Below are 22,865 nucleotides of genomic sequence, written 5' to 3' on the forward strand. Positions count from 1 at the left end.
CCTAAAGACCGATAAATTCCTTATATAGGGGCAAAATTCTCTACTTCGGCTCCATGCGTTTCTCCCGATACTCCGAAGGAATTTCACCGGTAAACTTCTGAAATACTTTCGTAAAATAACGACGCTCCATATAACCAACGGACCGCCCGATATCCGTAATACTTTTGTCGCTGTGCAGCAGCATTGATTTCGCCAGCTCCATCCGGTGCTTTGTTACATATTCAACAAATGTTTCTCCGAAATGCTGCTTGAACAATAAGCTGAAATAACTCGAAGAGATGCCGAGAGAGCTTGCAATATCTTCAACTCCGAAATCATTCGAGTAATGGGTTCGAATGTACTCTTTCGCAGCCGTCATCAGAAGCTCGCTGTTTTTCTTCTTATTCGTCCCTTCCAGTCCGATGGAAGCGAGCTGCACCATCACTTGAAGCAGGTGCTGTATGCTCTCGCTTTTATCCAACTGGCGCCAAACCTGCTCTTCTTCCTGCGCATCAAGCGAGTTCATCTCGCGCAATTCGCGAAGCACATGGAGGATCAGGAAATGCAGCATTTGATACGCTCTGGCAAAAGAACTGTTCGGCAGCCCCTCCAGCAAGAGTTTCAGCCGATTTAGAGCATCCTCCGTTTTAATTCGGTTCAACTGTTTGAGACCTGTTACGATCTCTTCAACCAAATACCATAAGGAGCTGTTTGCGTCCGCTTGCTCTTTGGACTCCTTATAAAGCAGCACAGATTCCTGTTTATTCAGGTTTAACTGCATGAACCGCTGCAGCTTCCGGTACGTATCAGAGAGCAGTCGCAGACCTACAGCACTAGTATAAAAGCCTACGCTAATGCCTAGTTTGACGGATTCGCGGACATCTTTTTGCAGTTTCATCGCCACTTCGTACAAATTAGACTGCATCCGGGTTTCGTCATCTTGGGCTTCGTTGTCCTCGACCCTGCAAGTGTCCCATTGAATAAGCAGGCACCATTCGCCTTCACGCATCTGCAGAACAGAAAATTCCGCTTTGAAATTGCCTAGTGAATCTTGCATAACATTGCGGACAGCGAAATTCCACAGCTTTCGCTCTTGCTCTGACCAAGGGAGCGACTTTTGCGAATAATCGTCCACATCGATCATCATGAACGAATATGTCATCGTTTCCAAATCCATATTATCGATCGGAAGCAGCGTGTGCGCTGAAACTTCTGTATAGTTCATGAGGACATCCTGGAGAATTTTCTCATAGGCCAAATTTTTCATTTTGCCCCACTTTTGCTGCTCCTGCTGCTTGATGGCCTTGTTTTCCCTGATTTCATTAGCTAGCTTACGAATACAGTTTTCCAACTCTTCATAGTTAATCGGCTTTAATATGTAATCACTAACGCCAACCCGCATGAGGGAGCGCGCATACTCGAAATCCTGATAGCCTGTTACCATCAACACTTTGCAAGCTTCGTTGATTTCACGGAGCTTTTGGACAAAAGTAATCCCATCCATCAACGGCATCCGAATATCACTCATCACCAAATCCGGTCCATGCAGGCTGGATAGTTCTAAGGCCTCTACCCCGTTCTTGGCCGTTCCTACAATATCAATTTCCAGCTCTGCCCACGGAATGACCGCCTGCAAATTACGTAAAATGTTAGGCTCATCATCCGCCAAAATCGCTTTTAGTCTCACAGGCTCGCCCCCTTTGTTTTGGGAATGACAATCTTCATCGTCGTCCCGTGCCCTTCCATGCTGCAAATAAATATGCCGTAATGCTGGCCGTACTGGATGCGTATGCGGTCAGCTACATTGCTGACGCCAAGACCTCTTCGCTCTTCATTAACATTCGCATCTAAAATTTCGTGAAAAGGCGTTTCCAGTTCTGTTTTATAATGAAATTTCGCTAACTTCTCATGGGAGATGCCGATCCCGTTATCCGAGACATACAGCCCGATCCGCTCCCCCTCATCGAGGACTTTGATCGAGATTACCCCCATATAATCAATAGGTTCAAAACCATGCTGCAGCGCGTTTTCTACCAGCGGTTGGAGCGTAAGCTTCAGAATGCTGTAATCCAATATCTCCGGGTCCGATTCAATTTCATAGTGGAATTGGTCTTCAAAGCGGAATTCCTGAATTTCGAGGTAACTTTTGAGATGATCAAGCTCTTGTTTAAGCGAAATCTCTTCCCTGTTCTCCATACCGATCCGCAGCAAATTGCCAAGTCGGTACACCATTTGACTGACTTTCTTCCCTTGGTTTTGGATCGCAAGCACATTGATGGATTCCAGCGTATTAAAAAGAAAATGCGGCTTGATTTGCGCCTGCAGCAGCATGAGTTCAGCTTTGTTTTTGCGATCCTGCTGACGTTTGACTTCTTCCAGAAGGTCCTCGACCCTCTCTACGAGACTATTAAACCCCCTGGCCAGCGCTGTAGTTTCATCCTTGCCGCTTTCCTCCATACGCGTCGTCAGGTCTCCGCGCTCTACTTTTTTCATGGAGTAGAGCATGCGCAGAATTAACTGAACAATACGGCGAACGAACACTAAATTATAGACCAGGGCAAAAAATAAACATACAAATGTAATCCCGGCGACCAGCTTCATAATCGTTTCGATTTCTCCCGCCACGTACTTCCAAGACGTTATCGACACGACGCTCCAATCCTGCACGCCCATTTGATTAAGATTTAAATGATAGAGAGAAACGAGACTTCTTTCATTTTGAAAATTAGCTTGAAAACTCCGGTTGCTTTGCTGCAGATCCAGCTTGCCTTGCAGCAGCTGAAGCACATTGGCGCCTTCCAAATGCTGCTTATTGTCATAGAAAATAAGTCCGCTTTTATTCACGAGCAAATAACGCTTGGAGCTGTCTTCGTTCGTATTAAAAGATTTAAAAATTTGATCCAGCTCATTAAATTTAAATTTCAACAGCATGTAGCCGAGATTGTCCATTGTCCAGAAATCTTTAACCATCCTCGCTTGATAAAACTCCCCGCGGCTGGCGCCCAACTCCTTATACTCAGAGGGGCCAATCCACATGGGACTTCCATTCAGTTCCTTTATTTGTTCAAAAGCCGTGCTGCTCGACAACGTTTTCCATGGTAGCGCACTCCCGCTCGTTCTCCCCGCGCTGAAGGACTTGCCGGCATTGTTGTAAATGACGACTGACTGAATCGGCGAATACGTTAATATCGAGCCGCGCAGCAGCGTATCAAACGTATTCAAATCATACGAAGACGGAGCTTCTTCATTCGGCCTGACCTCATCTATAGTCCGATAAATGCCCTGAATGCTGTCTTTGACCATCCAGAAGTCTGAGAAATAATTCGCTTCCTTGAACATGTAATAAATGTTCCGGGAAATCGCTTGCAGCGTAACCTCGGTCAAGTCACCGTATTTCTTCTCAATTAATTGTTGGGATACGGTATAGACGGCCGTACCCAGTACGAACAAAGGGATAATAATAAAAAATAAAAAACCGATAAACACCTTTTTGTTCAAATTCATCGACGTTTGGCAGACCCCTTCTAACCCGAATCAGGCACCATCCTTTGTACTGGTGCCTTTTACCTGCTTTTTTTATATTATAATTGACCTGTCTTTGCGTCACCTAGGGATAGGTTCGGATGAAGGAGGGATAAAATCCTCTAGTCCATGTCGGATCGAATTTCGGGTTCCACCGTAACTTCCACATTGCCTTTTAGCGCTTTACTAATCATACATGCCTGCTCAGCCCTGTAGGCTGCTCTGTTTATTTTATCCAACTGATCCGGAAGAGTATGAGCGGGTACTGAAATGTACGGGCGGTGGATGATCCGATTCACCTTCATGGCCGGCGTATTCTCAACATAAATCTCCGATTTCAGCTCAAGGGAGGTAATGCCCTGCCGCTTTACCAGCATGCCGAGCGTTATGAGATAACAGGTTGCGGCTGCTCCCAGCAGGAGCTCTTCCGGATTCGTGCCGATCCCGGGTCCATCTAACTGGCTTGGCACTGAAATCGATGCGTCCAGATTCCCCGCTTGAATGCGGCCTGTGCCATCCAAACCGCCGGTCCACTCTGCTTTCAAATCAAATTGATGCTCACTCATCCGTATCACTCCTTATTTAATGTAGCTGCGGATTGCTCTTGTTGCTTGCTGGACTGCGCTTTCCCTTTTGCTTGCGATTGCGTCTGGGCTTCGTCTCCACCGCTTATATGCAGCCCGATGACGCCCAAAATGATGAGAACAATGGATATCACCTTCAACGTGGAAACGGACTCGCTGAACCACCAGATGCCGATGATCGTAATTAACGCCGTCCCGACCCCGGACCAAATGGCATAGGCCAAAGAAACCTCAAGCTGCTTCAAAGCCAGTGTAAACAACGTGAAACATATGATGTAGCAAATCCCCATCACAACTGCCGGACCCACCCTCGTGAAACCTGATGACATCTTCATTGCCGTCGTGCCAATCGTTTCAAATAGGATAGCCAGCAGCAGAAATGTCCAATTCATATTCCAAACCATTTCATCCATCCTCTACTGATCTTATTGCTCTCATTGTAAAGGAATGGAAGGCGTTTCACCAGTTCGATCGGCGTGAAGTTGTTAGGGAATAACCGAAGGAACCCGTAAAAAAATAGCTGCACGCGGCAGCCATAGCAATTTTACAAATTCAATTAAATGTTAAGCAAACTTGTTACGAAGCCTATCGGCCATCCTAAGGCATACCTCCCATAAGTCAGACACAGGCTCGTTCGAAAATGGCATGGTATGCATGTAACCCGGAGGCCCGAATTCCGGTGTAATCGTTGTTGATGCGAAACCTTTGCTTATTCGAGCGTTCCATATATGTTCCCACCACAGCTCATGTGCCTCTAGTTCCCGTTTATATTCAGGTGCATCCGGATGGGGAACTTGCGGCCCTTGTGCGTAGCCTACCCTTGCATGGATATGAATGGTCCGCTCAAAGGCGATCTGCAAATTCTCCTGTTGATCCTCTAACAGTGATTCACAAACGCAGCACCAGTGGCTGAAATCCGCTGTGATCTTCAAATCAGGAATGGCTTGTAGCAGCCTGGCCGTTGTCCACGGGGTAAACATGGCGCGATGCCGGTGTGTTTCATGGCCGACTGGAATGCCATAATGCTTCTCTGCTTCGACGGCATACTCAAAAAATTGCAATTGTCGCTCCTCACTCATGCAATCCCGGGCACTATGAGAGATAACCAATGTCGGGTCTAGTGACACCGCAGTTTCGAGATTTGCCTTGAACGTTTCCTCATGATTCCCCGATGTACTAATAAGTGCAATATAGTCCAGGTTATACTCCTGCAATAGTTGTCCAAATTCTGTGCGATGTTCCTTCATCGGAACTCCTGCTTCCACACCTGAATATCCCGCAGCCGCTATTTTGCCAAACGCTTCTCTATAGGTATAAGCTTCCATTCCCCACAACGATTTAAACAACTTCATTTGCATGGCCATTCCTCCATCATTCATTTACTCAAAGTTTAACTGAATAGGAAGAGTTGAATCCATGGATGCCTGTATGCTTTCATGTATAATCGTTCGTTCGTCGTGCGTTAAAAAACGAATTGCGCTGCTCATGAAAAAACCGCCCCCGCCCTGTGATCAGGGCAAGAACGGTCTTATTAGCGCAATGAATGAAGGCTGCTCACTACGTGTGATAGGCTCTTCTATAGAATTGCGAATATTGATCTCTATGAAAATGCAAATTTCATGTGTTGGAATCAAAACAATGAAAGCCCTACCTCTCTTCCATCCTTGCGGCTCCAATGACCGCGCCAGTGCGAATTGCTTTACAAACACCTGCTGCCGAAACACGATGACACTGCCTCGGGTTTACCATAAATGAGCTGAATTTACTGCGTCATTGGGAGAAAAACAAACAAGGAGAGGGGGTTACTTTCTACTCGCTAATCGTCCGTATGGGGGTAAATGAGGTTTGGTCTAAAGTGTTTATATGGTTCACTTCAATCAATCTATCTAATATACACGAAAGTTATGAAAGTGTCAACAGTCTTACTCGCAGTAAACTAGTTATGCTATGATGGAAAGTAATTTCACTCGGCTGTGAAGCACACGCCGCTTTTCTAGATCCAGCATGGACTGCTGAATCCAGGGAGGTGGCTTATTTTATTCATATATGGATTGGAGGGTATCAACGTGGATAAGCAATTTCGCATTGCATTAGAGAATTTCCTTACAAAGCATCTTGCTAGTAGGAAAGGAGAACGATATCGCAGACTCAAGGAGGGCCATGGCCATGCTGAACAGTTATTTTTGCGGCAGGTTTGGTGGCCTGCCTTCTGCGGCTTCACGGATCTGCACCCTGAGTATGAGGTGAAAGACTTTCGGGACGGGACTCGTTTTCTCGACTTTGCTTTTATGCGGCACTCCCTGAAGCTAGCCATCGAAATTGATGGCTACGGACCTCACGCCTCGCAGATCAGCCGCAGCCAATTCGCCGACCAGTGGATCCGCCAAAACCATCTCATCATCGACGGCTGGAAAATCCTCCGCTTTTCCTATGATGATGTCAAAGACCGCCCCCGCATGTGTGAACAAATCCTGCAGCAATTCATGGGACGCTTTCTGGGCCGCGAAGCTTCCACGGATGTGAAGTTGAGTTACGTGGAGAAGGAGGTCATTCGTTTTGCACTCAACATTGGCAGAGCTATAAAGCCAAACGATGTATCGGCTTTACTGGACGTTGGTTCACGTAAGTCCTACCAAGTTCTAAAAGCAATGACCGATAAATTATTGCTCAAGCCTGCTGGCGGCGGTAGAAAGTGTATTCGCGCTTACAATTTGCATGAACAAGCGTACGCAATATGGGAGAAAAACAATCACTAAACCATAGTAAATGCGACCTCTGCTGAAACGGCCTTTTCGGACGGCTCGCGCTCCAACTCTTCCGCTCCACCTTCGGAGACGGCCTTTTCGGCTCTCTCAGGCGCTGTGAGCTCACGGCCGACTGACTTGCACTGCTGAAACGGCCTTTTACGACGGCTCGCGCTCCAACTCTTCCACTCCGCCTTCGGAGACGGCCTTTTCGGCTCTCTCGGGCACAGTTGGCTGCCTCCCCAAACAACAAAAAACCGCGAGCCTAAGCCCGCGGTCCACAACTACACCGTAAATTTCTGCAGCGAAATTTGCAGCTCCTCAGCTAGTCCTGCCAGTGACTTAGCTGAATTCTCGATCTCCTCGGTCGTGGACATCTGCTGCTGGCTAGCCGCGGATGTCTCCTGGCTGACGGAGATGCCCGTTTCCGAAACGCTGCTGACAATGCCCATCACCTGCTCGATGCGCACATTAGCATCCACCAGCTGGTGAATGTTCTGATTCACACTCTCCACCTTCGCGTTGACTTCGTCAACGGAAGTCTCAATGTGAATGAACGATTCTTGCGCCTCGCCGGAAATCGTTAATCCGGCCTGCACTTTGCCAGCTCCATCTTGCATGGAGCTTACCGCGTGGTTGATCTGTCTCTGAATCGTCGAGACCAGATGCGTAATGTTGCGCGCTGATGAAGCAGATTGCTCCGCAAGCTTGCGCACTTCGCCAGCAACAACCGCGAAACCGCGGCCTGCTTCACCCGCACGTGCAGCTTCAATCGCTGCGTTCAGAGAGAGCAAATTGGTTTGCGTGGAAATTTCATTGATGACATTGACAATCTCGCCAATTTTGTGAGCATTTTTCCCTAAGGCTTCAATGACGCCATTTACTTCTTGCACGGCTTCCGAAATCTCGCCCATCTGACCTGCGATCGATACGATAGAACGTTTACCGTTTTGCGCCGCAGCCGTGGCTTGTCCAACTAATTTCGCTACTTCTTGCGCAGATTCATCAATCAGCTTCGTACTCCTAAGCATTTGCTGCACAGCTTCATTCGCTTGATTCACACCCGTAAACTGCTTCTCAAAATCCTCCGAAAGCTGCTGGCTTGACGACGCGACCTGTTTGGCAGCTTGCGAACTTTGCTCCGAGCTGGCAAGAAGCTCTTCAGAGCTTGCCGAAAGGGTTAGCGCATTATCTGCGATTTGGGACACCAAGCTGCGTAGGCTTCCGGTCATTACATTAAAGGAACCGGTCAGTTTACCGACTTCATCCTCGTAAGGATAGTCTCCTTTTACAGAGAGATCTCCGCCAGCGGCTTTCTCCATATGCTCTTGCAATCTACGAATCGGAGTAGTAATAATCATATTTAATGCCATTGCGTTCACCGTCATAATAACAATTGCGATAACAATCGTAAGAATGATGAACCAGTGGGAGGTTTTAGAGTCGTTGCTGCTCGTTTTCTGGAAATTTTCAGCCGCCGTCTCTTTAAGCTGCACCAATTTATCGAGTGCCACGATCGTTTTATCACCTTGCGGAGACACTTCATTATTATAAACTTGGTAAGCCACTTGATTATTTTTGGTAGCATGATCGATCGTCATTGCAACGATTTCACGATACTTCTTATTCAGCTCTTCAAAATCCTTGAAAGCAGCCGCCTCTTCTTCCGTCAACCGGATACCTGCCAGCTTCGTGACAAGCTCCTGATTCATAGCGCTGTTTTCGTCAAGTTTAGCCTTCAGCTTACCTTTATATTTAACATCTACAGATAACATCATTTCGAGCAAATTGGATTCGGTTTCATTGAAGTTCGTTTTTAGCTGATTAATCCATTTGACAGATAACAGACTTTCCTCGTACATTCTAGTAGAATTGCTAGACATCTTATCCATGAAGTAATAACCCGTAATACCTACAATCAGCAGGAATAAAATAGCAATAGCATTCATGAAAAGCAGTTTGTAACGCAGTTTAAGGTTGCGAAGGACGGACAGATTGGCTTTCACATTTCTTGCCTTTTTTTGTTGATTCACATTCAAACTCATGTTGAATTTCAAAGTCCAGTTCTCCTCCCGACATGCAGATCCTCTAACGTATGTTAGATTACCTTACATAGAAAATAATTAATTTACCTATGGTTTATTTTACAAACAAGTGAACATTATGTAAAGACAAAATTCGCCATAAAACGTATATTCATAGAACTATTTTCCTAGTAATTTGCTACCATTCCACCTATAGATCGGGGATGTTTGGTATGCAATTAATGGCTTTATTGCGAATCCGCTTTCAGGTCATGGTAGAGGAACTAACATCTGGAAGGAGCTTGAAACCTCTCTAGAGCAGAACCAAATTCCCTATGTGGCTAAAATAACGCAAAAAGCTGGCGAAACCAAAGATTTCGCCAGCTCTCTTATCCAGGTACATTCGGTTACCAAACTCCTCTTAATCGGAGGGGATGGCACGATATATGATTCGCCACCTAAACGGAAAGTTTCAAACGTTCACGCTGTACAATCAAATACACGACAAAACCGGCAAGGATACACGCAATCCCTGTAATCGACAGGTCCGGTGACAGCCCATCCTTGGAAATTTGCGTATAAAGTCCGACTCCGGCAAGCATCATCGCATTTTCCAGGAAATTTTGAACCGCTATCGTTTTCCCTGCGCCTACCATCCCTTGACCCCTGTCTTGCAGCACAGCATTCATTGGTACAATAAACACTCCGCCGCTGAAACCTACAAGTAGAAGCAACCCTATTGTTATATACAAATTGGTGATTAGCGGGAACAGCAAGATGCAGATGATCATAAGAATGCCAAATATAAATGAATTATAATAACGCCTTGCCGGGACCAGCTTCGGTGTCATCAACGCCCCAATCATGATCCCTACGCCGGTTACAGCGACAAGCATAGAGATTTGATCGACCGACTGGATACCAAGGTGAGCAGGCACCCAAGCGATGATCGCCAACCGGACAACCGAGGACGTCATCCAGAACGAGCCCGTGCCGACAAGGGAGAAACGGGTAGCTCGGTCTTTTAACAAGAAGCTCATGTCGGAAACGAAAGTTCTCGCTGCCTTGCCATAGCGGATCGTCCTATCGCCTTGCATCTTCGGCATTTGCAGCGTCAGTTGCAAAGATAACAAGTACAAGCCAAGGCAGGCGATCATCGAACCGAATAGCGACATTTTCGCCAAAATACCACCGCAAACAGATCCAAGCAAAATGGCCATGATCGTATAACCTTCCATACGTGCATTAGCTCGAAGCAGCTCATGATCGGAATGGGTAAGCGCGGGCAAAATACCGTATTTAGCCGGTGAATACACCGCGGCGCCGATGCCGACGATCCCATAACTGACAGCCGGGTCCACATGAAGGAACATCGCGATGATGCCGATGCTTTTGATGGCATTTCCAACGAGAAGGATGCGGGATTTGGAGTGCTTATCAGCTATCGCACCGACAAAAGGCGCCAACACAACGAAGGCAACAAGAAATGCTGCTTGAACAACACCAATGTAATAGTCCGGAAAAGCATTCTGCTTAATAATCGCCAATGTAATGAAGAGAATCATATTATCGGCAAAAGCGGAAAGAAATTGGGTCAAATTGAGCGTCTGAAGCGGTTTCATTTTCATATCATTTCTCTCCCCTAGGATGCATGATGCTCCTCAAGCGCAATTCGCTTAATGGTTACATAGTCTACTTTTCCACTGCCCAAAAGCGGCAATTTCTCTACATATCGCAGCTCCGAAGGCATATAAATCCCCGGATGCCCTTTCTGTTTCATCCATTCTTTAAGAGACTGCAGCTGCATGTCCGGGCTATTGTGGTATACGACAATCCGCTCTCCTTTTCGTGCATCCGGAACAGCAACGGCTGCGCACACGGCTTGATGCGGCAAGCTTGGCAACACGAGTTCTTCGACCATTGGCAGCGACACTTTTTCCCCACCAATCTTGGCAAAAGACTGCATCCTACCCTGAATCGACATGTAGCCTTCGTCATCGATTTGCACAATATCGCCGCAGCTGTACCATTCCGGGCAGGGGACAAAACCCTGACCATGAATCAAATACCCTTTCATCACATTAGGACCTTTGACAAGCAAATTGCCGCCAAGCTCGATGCCATCCACTTTTTCGATTCGAACCTGAATACCTGGCAGCACACGGCCTACGGTTCCTTTTTTAGCATGCATAGGCGTATTGAGCGAAATGACAGGCGCTGTCTCCGTCGTACCGTAACCTTCCAGAATCCGTATGCCGAATTTTTCGGCCCAGGTTTGACGGACTTCCTCTTTCAGCTTCTCGGCGCCAGCCACGACATATTTCAACGCATAGGCAAAATCATAAGCATGAGCCGTTCTCGCGTAAGCCGATAGAAACGTTGACGTACCGAACAAAATAGTAATATTGCGATCGTATACAATCTCTGGAATGACTTTATAATGCAGTGGATTTGGATACATGACCACCTTCATGCCCGAAAGTACCGGCAGTATCGTCCCCGCTGTTAAGCCGAAAGAATGAAACATGGGCATCGCCCCGAGAAGGATATCAGCCGCATTGAAAGCAATCACAGCTTTGGCCTGCTGAAGATTAGAAAAAATATTGCGGTGCGTCAGCACAACCCCCTTCGGTTTGCTTTCACTCCCTGATGTGAAGAGAACAACCTCATTCTCCCCATCCCCGACTGGTCCTCGCACTTTCATCAAGAGATTACGAATTCCTACCCATTTATGTTGAAAAGTTATACTCTCTCTAACCTCTTCAAGATAGATAACCGAGTAAACTTCACTGGCACTGTTGATAAAATCGGATAACCCCGCTTTCTCGATAAAAGCCCGAGACGTAATAATTGTCTTTGCCGAAACGGTTTCACAGGCATCCAGCATGGCGTGTTTTCCTGCAGTATAATTCAGAATCGCCGGTGTAATGCCTAAGCGGAATAAGGAAAATAAAGTCACGACATGCGCCGCCGCATTCGGCAATAGGACAGCTGTTCGCTTCTGGTTACCCAGCAGCTCCTTCAAACGCTCCGCTATCGTATAGCTGCTTAAAAGCAGTTTGCGGTAACTTATCGACGTATCTGATAGGATGTCTTCGCAAATAATTTTGGAAAATCCATGCTGCTTGGCAGCTATGAGCATCTCATTGAATAAATTAAGCTCCGGTTTCATCCGGCTTTCCACCAAATGACTCTGCATTCGGCTGCCGATGAACTCTGTTGCCCGCTCCTTCTGAACTCTTCTCGTCAGCTTTTCATTCACAGGCACTTGAAAAGACTCCCCAATCGTGAAAGTAACGGCCGGAAACCAAATCTGTTTCATTTTGCCACGAAGATACGATAATTTGGAATGCTCCAGTCCGTTAATCGCAATCGGCACCATGTGAGCCTGGGATCTTGACGCAATATATCCAATGCCGCCGTACACCTTCATCATGCTGCCCGTGGTCGATATGCGCCCCTCCGGAAAAATGACAAGCGGCGTACCGCTCTGCACCGTTTTGAGCATTTTCCGTACCGAGTAAGGGTTGAGTGGATCTACTGGAATATGCGAACGGAAATGGAGCGGCCAAGCAAAACGTTTGGCCATTCGTGTATTCACGACAAAGGCCACTTCCTCGGGTAGAATCAACGCTAGCAGAACAGCATCCAACAATGAGACATGGTTAGGAATGAGCACTGTTTTATCTGTAAAATCAAGCCGCTGCATCCCCTTCACTTTTACGCGAAAACTAGCTAGTATGACAGGGCGCAGCAGTGGAAGCAGAAGCTTTAACAGTACAATAAACAACCATTTGATCATGGTGACTCCTCCTAAGCGTTCGCATGGCAAATCTGAGAAAACCTTGGTACAACGTATTAAGCATCCATTTATTTATTGGGCTTCTCTTAATACCAGGTCATAATCCCATTGTATGCATTTGCTGCGATTCTGATAGTACTAACTTTACCTAGTACTACTGTCAACCACCCGCTGGATTCGTACTGCAGCTACCTTTGTTGCCCTCCTCTCCCACTATTAAAAAAGGACCACAGCATCCGTATGCAGCGGTCCCTTTTGCACGTTATTTAATTCGAAACTTCACTTGTTAGTGCTAGTGTATTCCCCTCGGAGTCCCGGAAGAACGCCATCCAGATATTCATATGATCCATTTTTGCAACGACATGTGGTTGGCTAATAAAGGTAACACCACGTTCGATGAAAGCTTCATACGCCTGCTTAATGTCTTCCACCTTATAATAGATGACCGATCCTGGATAATTAAATTCAGGTTTCTCAGGAAGGCTGAGCATCAAACGAATGCCATTGATATCAAAAAAAGCCATTTGCCCAGCATGAAACATAAATTTCATGCCCAAAGTATCGCGATAAAAAGCAACAGCTCTTTCAATATCAACGACATTGACAGAAATTTGCGCTATTTGAGTTAAGATGTTTCCGTTCATACAACTCCCCTTCCAATCCGGTATACCCATATTCTACCATACCAGTATAAGGGACGATAGAACATCCATCTGTACGTCTGTGATAGAGGAACTAGAGTCTGCTATTTCGATTACTCACCTTTTAATAACGCATTAAGCTTGCCTGGAAAATCCGTAATAATGCCCGAAACGCCAGCATCGATCATCTTCTGAAAATCCCTTACAACGTTCACTGTCCATGGATACGTGGCTAATCCTGCTTCTGCCGCCGATACCCCGTCTTCTTTTTCAAAATGATGATGTTGAGGGTGCAGAGAGTGCACCTCAACCCCGAGTTGCTGGGCATAAGCCGCATGGTCAAATAGGTTGGCGGCATACAGCAGCCCCACTTTTACTTCAGGCTCGGCCAACTTGATCCGCTTAATCACTTTGTGGTCGAAAGAGGAAATAACGACGTCTTCCATCCTGCCGCTTTCACGCAAAAAGGCAAGCAAGGCCTTCTCCATTCGTCCTTCATACGCATGCTTCACTTCCACATTGATGAGGAAGCCACGTGGCACAAGCTCAAAAACCTCACGCAGCAAAGGTACTCTTTCCCCGATGAAATCCTCGGAAAACCATGAACCGGCATCGAGTTCTTTGATTTCATCCCAGTTTTTTTCGCAAATTAGCCCAGAACCATTCGTCGTGCGATCCAGTGTACCGTCATGACAAACGACAATTTCGCCGTCTTTCGTCAGGTGAACATCCAATTCAATGCCTTCCGCTCCTTGCTCGAAAGCTAAAGCAAAAGATTTTAATGTATTCTCCGGTGCATCCCCGGCTGCTCCTCTATGACCTATTACAAGTGGTTGTTTGCTCATTATACGTAACACTCTCCTAACTTCATTAACTACTTATATTCAAATTATAGTAGAGCAGCTCCGCTTTTGCCCAGTAAATCTTCGTAAATATTATGTAAACATCGAGATGAAATTAACAAATCATTTAAATCTATTTAACACTGGTCAAATAACAGGACGTTAACCTAATAGAGATCGAACAAGCCTAATATTCTTTATGGAGGACATTGCATGAGTACGCTGGACCAAGATTTAACCTTAACAAATGCACCAAAAAAAATAACAACACGTGCTGAACTCCCCCGTCGTTCTATGTTCTTCTCGAATTGGGCGGAGACGCTGCTTGGTTATATTTTCTTATTTCCGTCATTGCTGCTTTTCGGTGTGTTTCTGTTCTACCCTTTGATTCAAACCTTTTATCTCAGCATGCATGAGACCGATCCCAGAGGCAGGGTGGCTTCCTTTGTCGGCTTCGATAACTTTACGGCTATCTTCACGTCGGAGAAGTTCTATAAAAGCTTGGAGGTCACAGGTTTATTCACCATTCTGACGGTACCGACCAGCATCGCCCTTGCGCTTCTGCTCGCAGCTCTCACACACAATCAGCTGAAAGGGATGCGTTTTTTCCAATTTATTTTCTCGCTTCCTGTCGTTCTGTCTGTAGGAACATCCTCTGTCATCTGGATGATGCTTTTTCATCCTAGCGTCGGCATGCTTAACTACCTGCTGCAGCTTGTAGGTTTAGAGCCTGTGGCTTGGCTAACAGATCCTCGGTGGGCACTGCTTTCCGTCTCCTTGATGACTGTATGGATGAATCTTGGCTTCAATTACATCGTCCTGTTCAGCGGACTTCAAGGCATTCCCGATGAAATCTACGATAGCGCAAAAATCGATGGATCCGGGCCGGTTCGGACGTTTGTGCAAATCATTTTACCCCTGCTTTCACCGACGGTGTTTTTCGTCACGATTGTATCGATTATCGGCGCTTTCCAATCCTTCGGACAGATTCACATTCTGACCAAAGGCGGTCCAATTAACTCGACCGATGTGCTCGTTTATAACTTGTATCAAGATGCTTTCATTAACTTCCGGTTCGGAACTGGAAGCGCGCAGGCCCTTGTTCTGTTCACAATCATCCTGATTTTCACCTTCGTGCAATTCAAAGTGTTCGAAAGGAATGTGCATTATCAATGAACCGTCCCTTACAGAAAACATTTATTTATATCCTATTAGCTATTGCAGCGGCCCTTGTATTGTATCCAATCTTTTACACATTTTCCGCTACGTTCATGACACCAGATGAAGCTTCGGCTTATCCGCCGCGCTTCTTGCCAAGCAGTTTCTATGTGGGCAGTATAGTGGCCGTTTTTCAACTCGTTCCGATAGCCAAATTCATTACAAACAGCTTTATCGTTTCACTAATCATCATGATTGGGCAGCTGATGACCTCTTCGATGGCCGCTTATGCCTTTGCCAATATCCGGTTTAAAGGAAAAGCTTTCATCTTCTCTTTGTTCATGGCGACGATGATGATTCCTTGGGAAGTCACGATCATACCGAATTATCTGACGGTCAAAAAATGGGATTGGCTCGATAGCCTGCAGGGCCTAACGGTTCCTTTCCTGGCAACAGCATTCGGTACCTTCCTGCTGCGCCAATTTTTCCTGCAGCTGCCCAAAGAATTGTTCGAAGCGGCGCGTATCGACGGATGTGGTCACATCCGCATCTTTTTCCGGATTGTACTGCCTTTGGGAAGACCTGCGCTTGCTACACTAGCTGTCTATGCTTTCCTTAATGCATGGAACATGTATCTATGGCCGCTGCTCATTACGAACAGTGAAGCAATGCGAACTGCACAAATCGGCATCGCTATGCTGCAATTTGAAGAGTTAACCGTATGGAACCTCGTCTTGGCAGGCGTAACCATCGTCCTCTTACCATCACTTATTTTGCTCATCCTTGGTTTAAAGCAGCTCGTCCGTGGACTCACCGCTGGAGCTGTGAAAGGTTAATCTTGTTGGCTGTTCTGACAGGCTATATTAGCTGAATCAGATTTCCATAAATAAAAAAAGTTAAAAAAGGGAGAGAAACAAATCAATGAAATCCGTAAACATAAGAACTTCCGTTCTCGCAATGACAGCACTCACCATGGTGTTGGCTAGCGCATGCGGCAAAGCAGAAGTAACGCCAGCTAGCAGTACTGCACCTGCAAGTTCAACTGCCGCTTCAGCAGCTCCGACCAAAGCCGCAGAGCCGGTTAAAGTCATCTGGTGGCACTCCATGAGCGGTGAACTTGGCAAAGCTGTCGACAAGCTAGTTGCAGATTTCAATGCTTCCCAGAAAAATGTGCAAGTTGAAGCTGTCTTCCAAGGTACTTACGATGAAAGCTTGAACAAAATGAAAGCTTCCATGGATACAAAAAGCGGCCCATCCCTCATTCAAGTTTACGAGATCGGTTCGCGTTTCATGATCGATTCCAAGGCGATTACACCGGTTCAAAAATTCGTTGATGCCGACAAATTCGACCTTTCCCAACTAGAAGAAAACATTTTGAATTACTACAAAGTTGACGATAAATTGAATTCCATGCCTTTTAACACATCCAACCCAATCCTTTACTACAACAAAGATATGTTCAAAGCCGCTGGTCTAGATCCGGAGAAGCCGCCAACAACGTATGAAGAAGTAGCAAAAGCCGCACAAGCGCTGAGCAAAGACGGTAAAGCCGGTGGATCCTTTGCAATTTACGGTTGGTTCATGGAGCAGTTTTTCGCTGGACAAGGCGCAGAATTCTTGAACAACGGAAACGGTCGTACCGCTGCGGCGACAGAAACACTTTTGAACAATGAAGCAGGCGTTAAAACATTGACTTGGTGGAAGGGAATGGTTGATAACAAATCCCTCATGAACCTTGGTCGTAAAACCGATGATACGAAAAAAGCTTTCCTAGCCGGTCAAATTGCAATGACACTTGATTCTACAGCTTCTTTACGCGGTATAGTTACTGGTGCAGAAGGCAAATTCCAAGTTGGAACAAGCGTTATGCCTAAACCTGCTGATGCCAAAGACGGCGGTGTTGTTGTTGGGGGCGCAAGTCTCTATATCTTGAACAACAAATCCGAAGCTGAGCAAAAAGGCGCATGGGAATTCATCAAATTCTTGACGAATCCGCAAACGCAAGCATGGTGGAACGTGAACACAGGATATTTCCCAATTACGAAAAAAGCTTATGATGAGCAAATTCTTAAAGATAATTTAGCTAAATTCCCGCAATTCCAAACGGCAATCGACCAACTGCACAATACGAAAGCGAACAAAGCAACGCAAGGCGCGGTCATGGGTGTATTCCCAGAAGCTCGTCAACTCGTTGAAACAGCTATCGAAGAAGCACTCACGGGTAAAAAATCACCGAAAGATGCCTTGGATGCAGCTTCAAAAACCATCGCTGAGAAACTAGCCGCTTATAACAAAACAGTAAAATAAAGCATTGACCTTTTCAAACAAGAAGCATATACTTTATTCAACTTCTATATTCGATCGTGCCTATGATGAGAATCCAACTCGGAGGCGTTATCGCCAAGCATGCTTGTTGGATTTAAAGTCATGCTAAGTTAACCGGCACCGCCCGTTACCGCGGAACCAAGTGGAGAAACATGCACATCATGTTTCTTAAATTGGGTGGCACCGCGAGCAAACGCTCCTCGTCCCAATCGGATGAGGAGCGTTTTTTGTTGTCCAAAAATCGGTTACGGGAGGCCATACACATGAACCAAACAAAACGCAGGTACAATTTCAATCCAGGTCCGGCCGCATTACCTTTAGGCGTTCTGGAAGAAGCTCAGCAGCAATTTGTCGATTATGAGGGTAAAGGAATTTCTTTGCTCGAAATGTCGCATAGAAGCAAAACGGTCGAGGAACTGAACCACGAAACGCAGCTCCTCCTACTTTCCCTACTGAATTTGCCCAAAGGATATGAAGTGCTTTTCATGGGTGGTGGGGCAAGCACGCAATTCGCCCTTCTTCCGATGAATTTCCTAAGACCACAGCTAACAGCTAACTATGCTCTAACTGGCAGCTTTGCAGAGAAAGCCTATAAGGAAGCGGCTTATCTTGGTCGCACCCATGTCGTAGCAAGCTCCAAAGAACAAGGTTATCGCGGTATTCCTGCCTGGGACGCACCGGATCTCAGCCCAAATGCTGCCTATGTGCATATCACGATGAACAATACCATCGAAGGATCGCGTTATGCGGAGATACCCGAAGTCGGCGACATCCCTCTCGTTGGCGATATGACCAGCGAAATCCTGAGCCGTAAACTGGATCTCGCGAAGTTCTCCATGATCTATGCCGGCGCACAAAAAAATCTTGGACCCGCTGGTGTCACTGTAGTCGTGATCCGTGAAAGCTGGCTGGAGCAAGCTTCAAGCGAGATTCCGGAAATCATGCGCTACAGCACATTTGCCAAAAACAATTCCCTGTTCAACACGCCTCCCGTCCATGCCATTTATATGACCAATTTGGTGCTCAAATGGACGCAAAAGCAAGGCGGCGTGGAACAATTAGAACGCCATAATCTTGCAAAATCCGACCTCCTTTATGAGGTCATTGATGCCAGCGGCGGTTTTTACCAGGGCATGATTGATGCAAAAGACCGCTCTCCCATGAATATCACTTGGCGTATGGCTAATGAAGAGCTTGAACGCCGTTTCATCGCGGAATCCGAGACCCATGGCTTTGAGGGCTTGGCCGGACACCGCAGCGTTGGCGGTCTGCGCGCTTCCGCCTACAATGCGGTCCCTCTTGAAGCCTGCCGAGCTTTAGCGGAGTTCATGCTCGATTTTGCCCGCAGAAACGGATAAAAAAAAAAATAAAAGAGTCCCGTAGAGCGGCTTGCGCCATGCTCTCGGGACTTTTTATCTAAAGGTATTGGAAACCGCTCTGATGATGCTTATTTCCCAAGTTGGTGAATAGGGTGTCCAAGCGCGCCTTCCGCTGCATCCATGATCATTTCTGTCAATGTTGGATGTGCGTGGATCGTAAGGGCGATATCTTCTAGGTTAGCACCCATCTCAACTGCAAGAGCAAGCTCCCCAATCAAGTTCGATGCTTCTGGACCAACAATTTGACCACCAAGCAGTTGGCCTGTTTCTTTGTCGCCGACAAGTTTCACGAAACCTTGACCTGCGTTCAAAGAGTTAGCGCGGCCGTTAGCTGCATAAGGGAATTTCCCGATCGTTACGTTAATCCCCTGAGCTTTTGCTTCCGTTTCGCTCAAGCCTACACCGGCAATTTCCGGATCAGAGAACACAACAGCCGGCATCGCTTTGTAGTCTACGATGCTGGAGTGACCTGCAATCGCTTCTGCCGCCACTTTTGCTTCATAGGAAGCTTTGTGGGCCAGGGAAAGACCAGGCACAACATCGCCAATCGCAAAGATATGCGGAATGCTGGTTCTACCTTGGTTATCAACTTCGATCAAACCACGGTCCGTCATTTTCAAGTTAATCAGATCAAGACCAAGCTCGCCGTCTGTGTTCGGACGACGACCGACAGTTACAAGCACGTAATCAGCGGTTACTTGTTTCTCTTCGCCTTTCACTGTGAACGTTACGGTTACGTCGTTCTCTGTTTTCGTGCAGGATTGTGCCAGCGCTTCTGTATGAACTTCAACGCCAACTTTCTCCAGGTTGCGTGCTACAAGCTTCGTCAAATCTTTCTCGAAGCCTGGCAATACGTGATCTGAACCTTCCAGCACAGTTACTTTCGTACCGAACTTCGCATACGTTTGGCCAAGCTCGATTCCGATGTAGCCGCCGCCGATCACGATCATGCTTTTCGGAACTTCAGGCAAGTTCAAAGCTTCCGTGGAAGAAATGATTCTTCCGCCGAAAGGGAATGCTTTCAGCTCAATCGGACGGGAACCCGTCGCGATAATACAGTGCTTGAAGCGATAACGCGGAGCTTCTGCATCATTGAACACACGTGCTTCGTGCTCGTTGATGAACATCACTTCGCCTTGGAACGTTTGGATCTTGTTGCCTTTGAGCAGCGCGCCAACGCCGCCCGTTTGTTTAGCAACAATGCTGTTTTTCCAAGCTTGTACCTTTGCAAAGTCCACTTTCACGTTCTCTACAGAGATACCCATGCTGTCAGCGTGCTGCGCATGCTCATACGTATGAGCTGCGGAGATCAACGCTTTGGAAGGGATACAGCCGCGGTTCAAGCAGACGCCGCCCCACTCCGATTTATCTACAATAAGGACACTTTGACCAAGTTGAGCTGCGCGAATGGCAGCTACGTAACCCCCTGGTCCTGCACCAATAACTAGCAAGTCAATATCAAGAGAAGCATCTCCTACTACCATGTTGTTACACCTCCAAGACGAGAAGCTCTGGATCAGCCAGGAGCTGTTTGATGTAGTTCAAGAAGCTTTGTGCTGTCGCTCCGTCAACGATACGATGATCGAAACTTAAGGAAAGAGCCATCACCGATGCTGCAACGATTTGACCGTTTTTCACGACAGGTTTTTCAGTAATGCGGCCAGCACCCAGGATCGCAACTTCAGGGAAGTTGATAACCGGCGTGAAGAACATACCGCCTACGGAACCAATGTTCGTAATGGAGATTGTGCCACCCTTCATCTCGTTCGGAGTCAACTTGCCATCGCGTCCGCGAGTAGCCAAGTCTTTGATGGAAGAGGCAATCGACCATACATTTTTACGGTCAGCATCATGGATAACAGGTACGAGTAAGCCGTTGTCTGTATCTGTTGCGATACCGATGTTGTAGTACTTTTTGTAGACGATTTCTTGCTTTTCTTCGTCGATCATTGCGTTCAACGCCGGGAATTGACGGCAAGCCGCTACCAATGCTTTCACGATGAAAGGAAGGTAAGTCAACTTCACGCCTTTCTTCTCAGCAAGAGGCTTCGTGCGCTCACGCAGAGCGACTAACGCGCTCACGTCGATTTCGTCCATCAGTGTCACATGCGGTGCCGTGTACACGGATTTCACCATCGCGTTCGCGATGACTTTCCGGATTCCTTTGAACGGAACCCGCTCTTCTACGCGATCGCCCACAGCAACCTGCGTGCTAGCCGCAGGTGCTGCGTTGCCAGCTGCTTCCGTTGCAGCTGGTTCTGCTGCTGCCGGAGCCGCGGCGCTGCCCGCTCCGTTAAAGCCGAGCACGTCCTCGCGTGTTACGCGGCCGTGCTTGCCTGTAGGCGTCACCTCTGCGAGTGTGATGCCTTTTTCTCTTGCAAGCTTGCGCACGCTAGGCGTCGCAAGCACTTCGCGGCCACCAGCGCTTGGCGCTGCTGACGCAGGTGCTGCTGCAGCTACTGCTGGTGCTGCTGCAGGAGCCTCTGCTACGGCTACCGCTGTAGCAGCAGGTGCCGCTGCGGCCGCAGGCGCAGCGTTGTTGGAGCTGCTGTGATGCATGGACTCAGCCGGCATCTCGCCTGTTACTTCGATTGTCATCACGAGCTCGCCAATCGTACAGATTTGACCGTCTTTGACAGCGACGCTAACGACTTTGCCTTCTACAGGACATGGAACTTCAACAACCGCTTTATCGTTCTGTACTTCCATAAGAATGGTTTCGTCGGTTACGGTGTCACCCGCTTTAACGAGCATCTTAACGATTTCGCCTTCATGTATGCCTTCTCCAAGCTCTGGGAACTTGTATTCAAACAATGCCACGTGTACTACCTCCTGTTACCTTCGACTATGAATTAGAATTCGAGTACTTGTTTAATACCGGCAATAACACTTGCTGGGCTAGGCAACCAAGCATCTTCGATTTGTGCGAACGGATAAACGGTATCCGGAGGCGCAATACGCAGAACTGGAGCTTCCAAGTGCAGGATTGCTTTTTCATTAATTTGAGCAATAACCTCTGCGGCTACTCCAGAAGTTTTTTGTGCTTCTTGTACGATAATCGCACGGTTCGTTTTCTTGATCGAAGCGACAATCGTGTCGATATCAAGCGGAAGCAGGGTACGAAGGTCGATAACCTCAACTTTCACACCTTGTGTTTTTTCGATCTCTTCAGCTGCTTTCACAGATGTATGAACCATTGCTCCGTAAGTAATGATGGTTACGTCAGAACCTTCACGAACAACGTTTGCTTTACCAAGTTCAATGGTGTATTCGCCTTCTGGTACTTCAGCGCGGAATGCGCGGTATAAGTTCAGATGCTCCATGAAGAAGACAGGGTCATTATCGCGAATCGCGGAAATGAGCAAGCCCTTCGCATCGTAAGGGTTGGAAGGAACGACAACTTTAATCCCCGGAGTTTGCACCAATAGACCTTCAAGTGCATCCGTGTGAAGCTCAGCCGCTTTAACGCCGCCGCCGTAAGGCGTACGGAATACGATTGGTGAGTTGTAACGGCCGCCGGAGCGGTAACGCATACGAGCTGCTTGCACGCAAATTTGGTCAAGCGCTTCGTAAATAAAACCTACGAATTGAATCTCAGCGATTGGACGGAAGCCTTGAACGCCAAGACCTACTGCAAGTCCGCCGATAGCAGACTCAGCAAGTGGTGTGTCGAATACGCGGTCTTCGCCGAATTCTTTTTGTAAACCTTCTGTAGCACGGAATACGCCACCAACATGGCCAACGTCTTCGCCGAACAAAATTACATTTGGATCTCTTTCCAGTTCAACGCGCATTGCGTCTTTAATCGCTTGAATCATCGTCATTTGTGCCATGACTTCTCCGTGCCTCCTAAGAGTTTTTGCCA

General features: G+C 47.1%; 20 protein-coding genes. 6 read left to right on the forward strand and 14 right to left on the reverse strand.

All coding sequences use genetic code 11. From position 1 onward, the window contains the following. Positions 1 to 40: 40 nt before the first annotated feature. From RQP52_RS20195 to RQP52_RS20215, 5 genes are all read right to left on the reverse strand, one after another. Positions 41 to 1,666, reverse strand: a complete 1,626-nt coding sequence (locus RQP52_RS20195) for a response regulator transcription factor (RefSeq protein ID WP_315953546.1) — start codon at positions 1,664 to 1,666, stop codon at positions 41 to 43. Next, positions 1,663 to 3,483, reverse strand: a complete 1,821-nt coding sequence (locus RQP52_RS20200; protein ID WP_315953547.1) for a sensor histidine kinase — start codon at positions 3,481 to 3,483, stop codon at positions 1,663 to 1,665. Before RQP52_RS20200 ends, RQP52_RS20195 begins: the two co-directional genes overlap by 4 nt. 140 nt (positions 3,484 to 3,623) lie before the next feature. Further along, a complete protein-coding gene (locus tag RQP52_RS20205) occupies positions 3,624 to 4,067 on the reverse strand; it encodes an OsmC family protein (RefSeq protein WP_315953548.1) in 444 nt (147 codons plus the stop codon). A 5-nt stretch (positions 4,068 to 4,072) separates the two neighbouring features. After that, positions 4,073 to 4,477: a DMT family transporter gene (locus tag RQP52_RS20210; RefSeq protein WP_315953549.1), complete on the reverse strand. Its 405-nt coding sequence runs from the start codon at positions 4,475 to 4,477 to the stop codon at positions 4,073 to 4,075. 171 nt (positions 4,478 to 4,648) lie between these two features. Beyond that, a complete protein-coding gene (locus RQP52_RS20215) occupies positions 4,649 to 5,443 on the reverse strand; it encodes a sugar phosphate isomerase/epimerase family protein (protein ID WP_315953550.1) in 795 nt (264 codons plus the stop codon). Between the two features lie 708 nt (positions 5,444 to 6,151). Between RQP52_RS20215 and RQP52_RS20220 the strand changes: the two genes are divergently transcribed. After that, positions 6,152 to 6,841, forward strand: a complete 690-nt coding sequence (locus RQP52_RS20220; RefSeq protein WP_315953551.1) for an endonuclease domain-containing protein — start codon at positions 6,152 to 6,154, stop codon at positions 6,839 to 6,841. Here the strand turns inward: RQP52_RS20220 and RQP52_RS20225 are convergent. Together RQP52_RS20225 and RQP52_RS20230 are read right to left on the reverse strand one after the other, a co-directional pair. Next, positions 6,838 to 7,113 (reverse strand): hypothetical protein, encoded by a 276-nt coding sequence (locus RQP52_RS20225; RefSeq protein WP_315953552.1) that lies wholly within the window; start codon positions 7,111 to 7,113, stop codon positions 6,838 to 6,840. The genes RQP52_RS20220 and RQP52_RS20225 overlap by 4 nt on opposite strands. Further along, on the reverse strand, positions 7,114 to 8,886 hold the full coding sequence (locus RQP52_RS20230) for a methyl-accepting chemotaxis protein (protein ID WP_315953553.1): 1,773 nt from the start codon (positions 8,884 to 8,886) through the stop codon (positions 7,114 to 7,116). 217 nt (positions 8,887 to 9,103) lie between these two features. On the opposite strand from RQP52_RS20230, the gene RQP52_RS36510 reads away from it, so the two are divergent. Then, complete coding sequence (locus RQP52_RS36510) at positions 9,104 to 9,391, forward strand: diacylglycerol kinase family protein (protein ID WP_379170956.1); 288 nt, start codon at positions 9,104 to 9,106, stop codon at positions 9,389 to 9,391. Here the strand turns inward: RQP52_RS36510 and lplT are convergent. The 4 genes from lplT to RQP52_RS20250 form a co-directional block, all read right to left on the reverse strand. Continuing rightward, positions 9,312 to 10,481 (reverse strand): lysophospholipid transporter LplT, encoded by a 1,170-nt coding sequence (gene lplT / locus RQP52_RS20235; RefSeq protein ID WP_315953554.1) that lies wholly within the window; start codon positions 10,479 to 10,481, stop codon positions 9,312 to 9,314. The genes RQP52_RS36510 and lplT overlap by 80 nt on opposite strands. Before the next feature lie 14 nt (positions 10,482 to 10,495). Next, positions 10,496 to 12,655 carry an AMP-binding protein gene (locus tag RQP52_RS20240; RefSeq protein WP_315953555.1) on the reverse strand — a complete coding sequence of 720 codons (2,160 nt, stop codon included), beginning with the start codon at positions 12,653 to 12,655 and terminating at the stop codon, positions 10,496 to 10,498. 266 nt (positions 12,656 to 12,921) lie between these two features. Beyond that, positions 12,922 to 13,299 carry a VOC family protein gene (locus RQP52_RS20245; RefSeq protein WP_315953556.1) on the reverse strand — a complete coding sequence of 126 codons (378 nt, stop codon included), beginning with the start codon at positions 13,297 to 13,299 and terminating at the stop codon, positions 12,922 to 12,924. Between the two features lie 110 nt (positions 13,300 to 13,409). After that, the gene (locus tag RQP52_RS20250; RefSeq protein ID WP_315953557.1) at positions 13,410 to 14,141 is read right to left on the reverse strand and encodes a glycerophosphodiester phosphodiesterase; all 732 of its coding nucleotides are present in this window, start codon (positions 14,139 to 14,141) and stop codon (positions 13,410 to 13,412) included. A 291-nt stretch (positions 14,142 to 14,432) separates the two neighbouring features. Between RQP52_RS20250 and RQP52_RS20255 the strand changes: the two genes are divergently transcribed. The 4 genes from RQP52_RS20255 to serC all read left to right on the forward strand — a co-directional run bounded on the left by RQP52_RS20255 (position 14,433) and on the right by serC (position 18,979). Then, positions 14,433 to 15,314, forward strand: coding sequence for a carbohydrate ABC transporter permease (locus tag RQP52_RS20255; RefSeq protein ID WP_379170959.1), 882 nt, complete (start codon positions 14,433 to 14,435; stop codon positions 15,312 to 15,314). Then, a complete protein-coding gene (locus RQP52_RS20260; RefSeq protein WP_315953559.1) occupies positions 15,311 to 16,132 on the forward strand; it encodes a carbohydrate ABC transporter permease in 822 nt (273 codons plus the stop codon). Before RQP52_RS20255 ends, RQP52_RS20260 begins: the two co-directional genes overlap by 4 nt. An 85-nt stretch (positions 16,133 to 16,217) precedes the next feature. Continuing rightward, complete coding sequence (locus tag RQP52_RS20265; RefSeq protein WP_315953560.1) at positions 16,218 to 17,603, forward strand: ABC transporter substrate-binding protein; 1,386 nt, start codon at positions 16,218 to 16,220, stop codon at positions 17,601 to 17,603. Positions 17,604 to 17,884: 281 nt separating this feature from the next. Beyond that, positions 17,885 to 18,979, forward strand: a complete 1,095-nt coding sequence (gene serC, locus RQP52_RS20270; protein ID WP_315953561.1) for a 3-phosphoserine/phosphohydroxythreonine transaminase — start codon at positions 17,885 to 17,887, stop codon at positions 18,977 to 18,979. Positions 18,980 to 19,068: 89 nt separating this feature from the next. Here serC and lpdA read toward each other — a convergent pair whose 3' ends face one another. The 3 genes from lpdA to RQP52_RS20285 are packed head-to-tail and all read right to left on the reverse strand — an operon-like array spanning position 19,069 to position 22,833. After that, entirely contained in the window at positions 19,069 to 20,484 is a 1,416-nt protein-coding gene (gene lpdA / locus RQP52_RS20275; RefSeq protein ID WP_127455367.1) for a dihydrolipoyl dehydrogenase, read from the reverse strand. 4 nt (positions 20,485 to 20,488) lie between these two features. Then, complete coding sequence (locus tag RQP52_RS20280; protein ID WP_315953562.1) at positions 20,489 to 21,820, reverse strand: dihydrolipoamide acetyltransferase family protein; 1,332 nt, start codon at positions 21,818 to 21,820, stop codon at positions 20,489 to 20,491. 32 nt (positions 21,821 to 21,852) lie between these two features. Then, complete coding sequence (locus tag RQP52_RS20285) at positions 21,853 to 22,833, reverse strand: alpha-ketoacid dehydrogenase subunit beta (protein WP_167067864.1); 981 nt, start codon at positions 22,831 to 22,833, stop codon at positions 21,853 to 21,855. Positions 22,834 to 22,865: the final 32 nt, after the last annotated feature.

This window comes from Paenibacillus violae, from assembly GCF_032461945.1.
GTDB lineage: Bacteria > Bacillota > Bacilli > Paenibacillales > NBRC-103111 > Paenibacillus_E > Paenibacillus_E violae.

Coding starts and splice junctions, on each gene's coding strand:
- RQP52_RS20210 (WP_315953549.1), bottom strand. CDS start 4,477: ATGAATTGGACATTTCTGCTGCTGGCTATCCTATTTGAAACGATTGGC.
- RQP52_RS20265 (WP_315953560.1), top strand. CDS start 16,218: ATGAAATCCGTAAACATAAGAACTTCCGTTCTCGCAATGACAGCACTC.
- RQP52_RS20285 (WP_167067864.1), bottom strand. CDS start 22,833: ATGGCACAAATGACGATGATTCAAGCGATTAAAGACGCAATGCGCGTT.
- RQP52_RS20200 (WP_315953547.1), bottom strand. CDS start 3,483: ATGAATTTGAACAAAAAGGTGTTTATCGGTTTTTTATTTTTTATTATT.
- RQP52_RS20255 (WP_379170959.1), top strand. CDS start 14,433: ATGTTCTTCTCGAATTGGGCGGAGACGCTGCTTGGTTATATTTTCTTA.
- RQP52_RS20215 (WP_315953550.1), bottom strand. CDS start 5,443: ATGCAAATGAAGTTGTTTAAATCGTTGTGGGGAATGGAAGCTTATACC.
- RQP52_RS20240 (WP_315953555.1), bottom strand. CDS start 12,655: ATGATCAAATGGTTGTTTATTGTACTGTTAAAGCTTCTGCTTCCACTG.
- RQP52_RS20245 (WP_315953556.1), bottom strand. CDS start 13,299: ATGAACGGAAACATCTTAACTCAAATAGCGCAAATTTCTGTCAATGTC.
- RQP52_RS20260 (WP_315953559.1), top strand. CDS start 15,311: ATGAACCGTCCCTTACAGAAAACATTTATTTATATCCTATTAGCTATT.
- RQP52_RS20205 (WP_315953548.1), bottom strand. CDS start 4,067: ATGAGTGAGCATCAATTTGATTTGAAAGCAGAGTGGACCGGCGGTTTG.
- lpdA (WP_127455367.1), bottom strand. CDS start 20,484: ATGGTAGTAGGAGATGCTTCTCTTGATATTGACTTGCTAGTTATTGGT.
- RQP52_RS20250 (WP_315953557.1), bottom strand. CDS start 14,141: ATGAGCAAACAACCACTTGTAATAGGTCATAGAGGAGCAGCCGGGGAT.
- lplT (WP_315953554.1), bottom strand. CDS start 10,481: ATGAAAATGAAACCGCTTCAGACGCTCAATTTGACCCAATTTCTTTCC.
- serC (WP_315953561.1), top strand. CDS start 17,885: ATGAACCAAACAAAACGCAGGTACAATTTCAATCCAGGTCCGGCCGCA.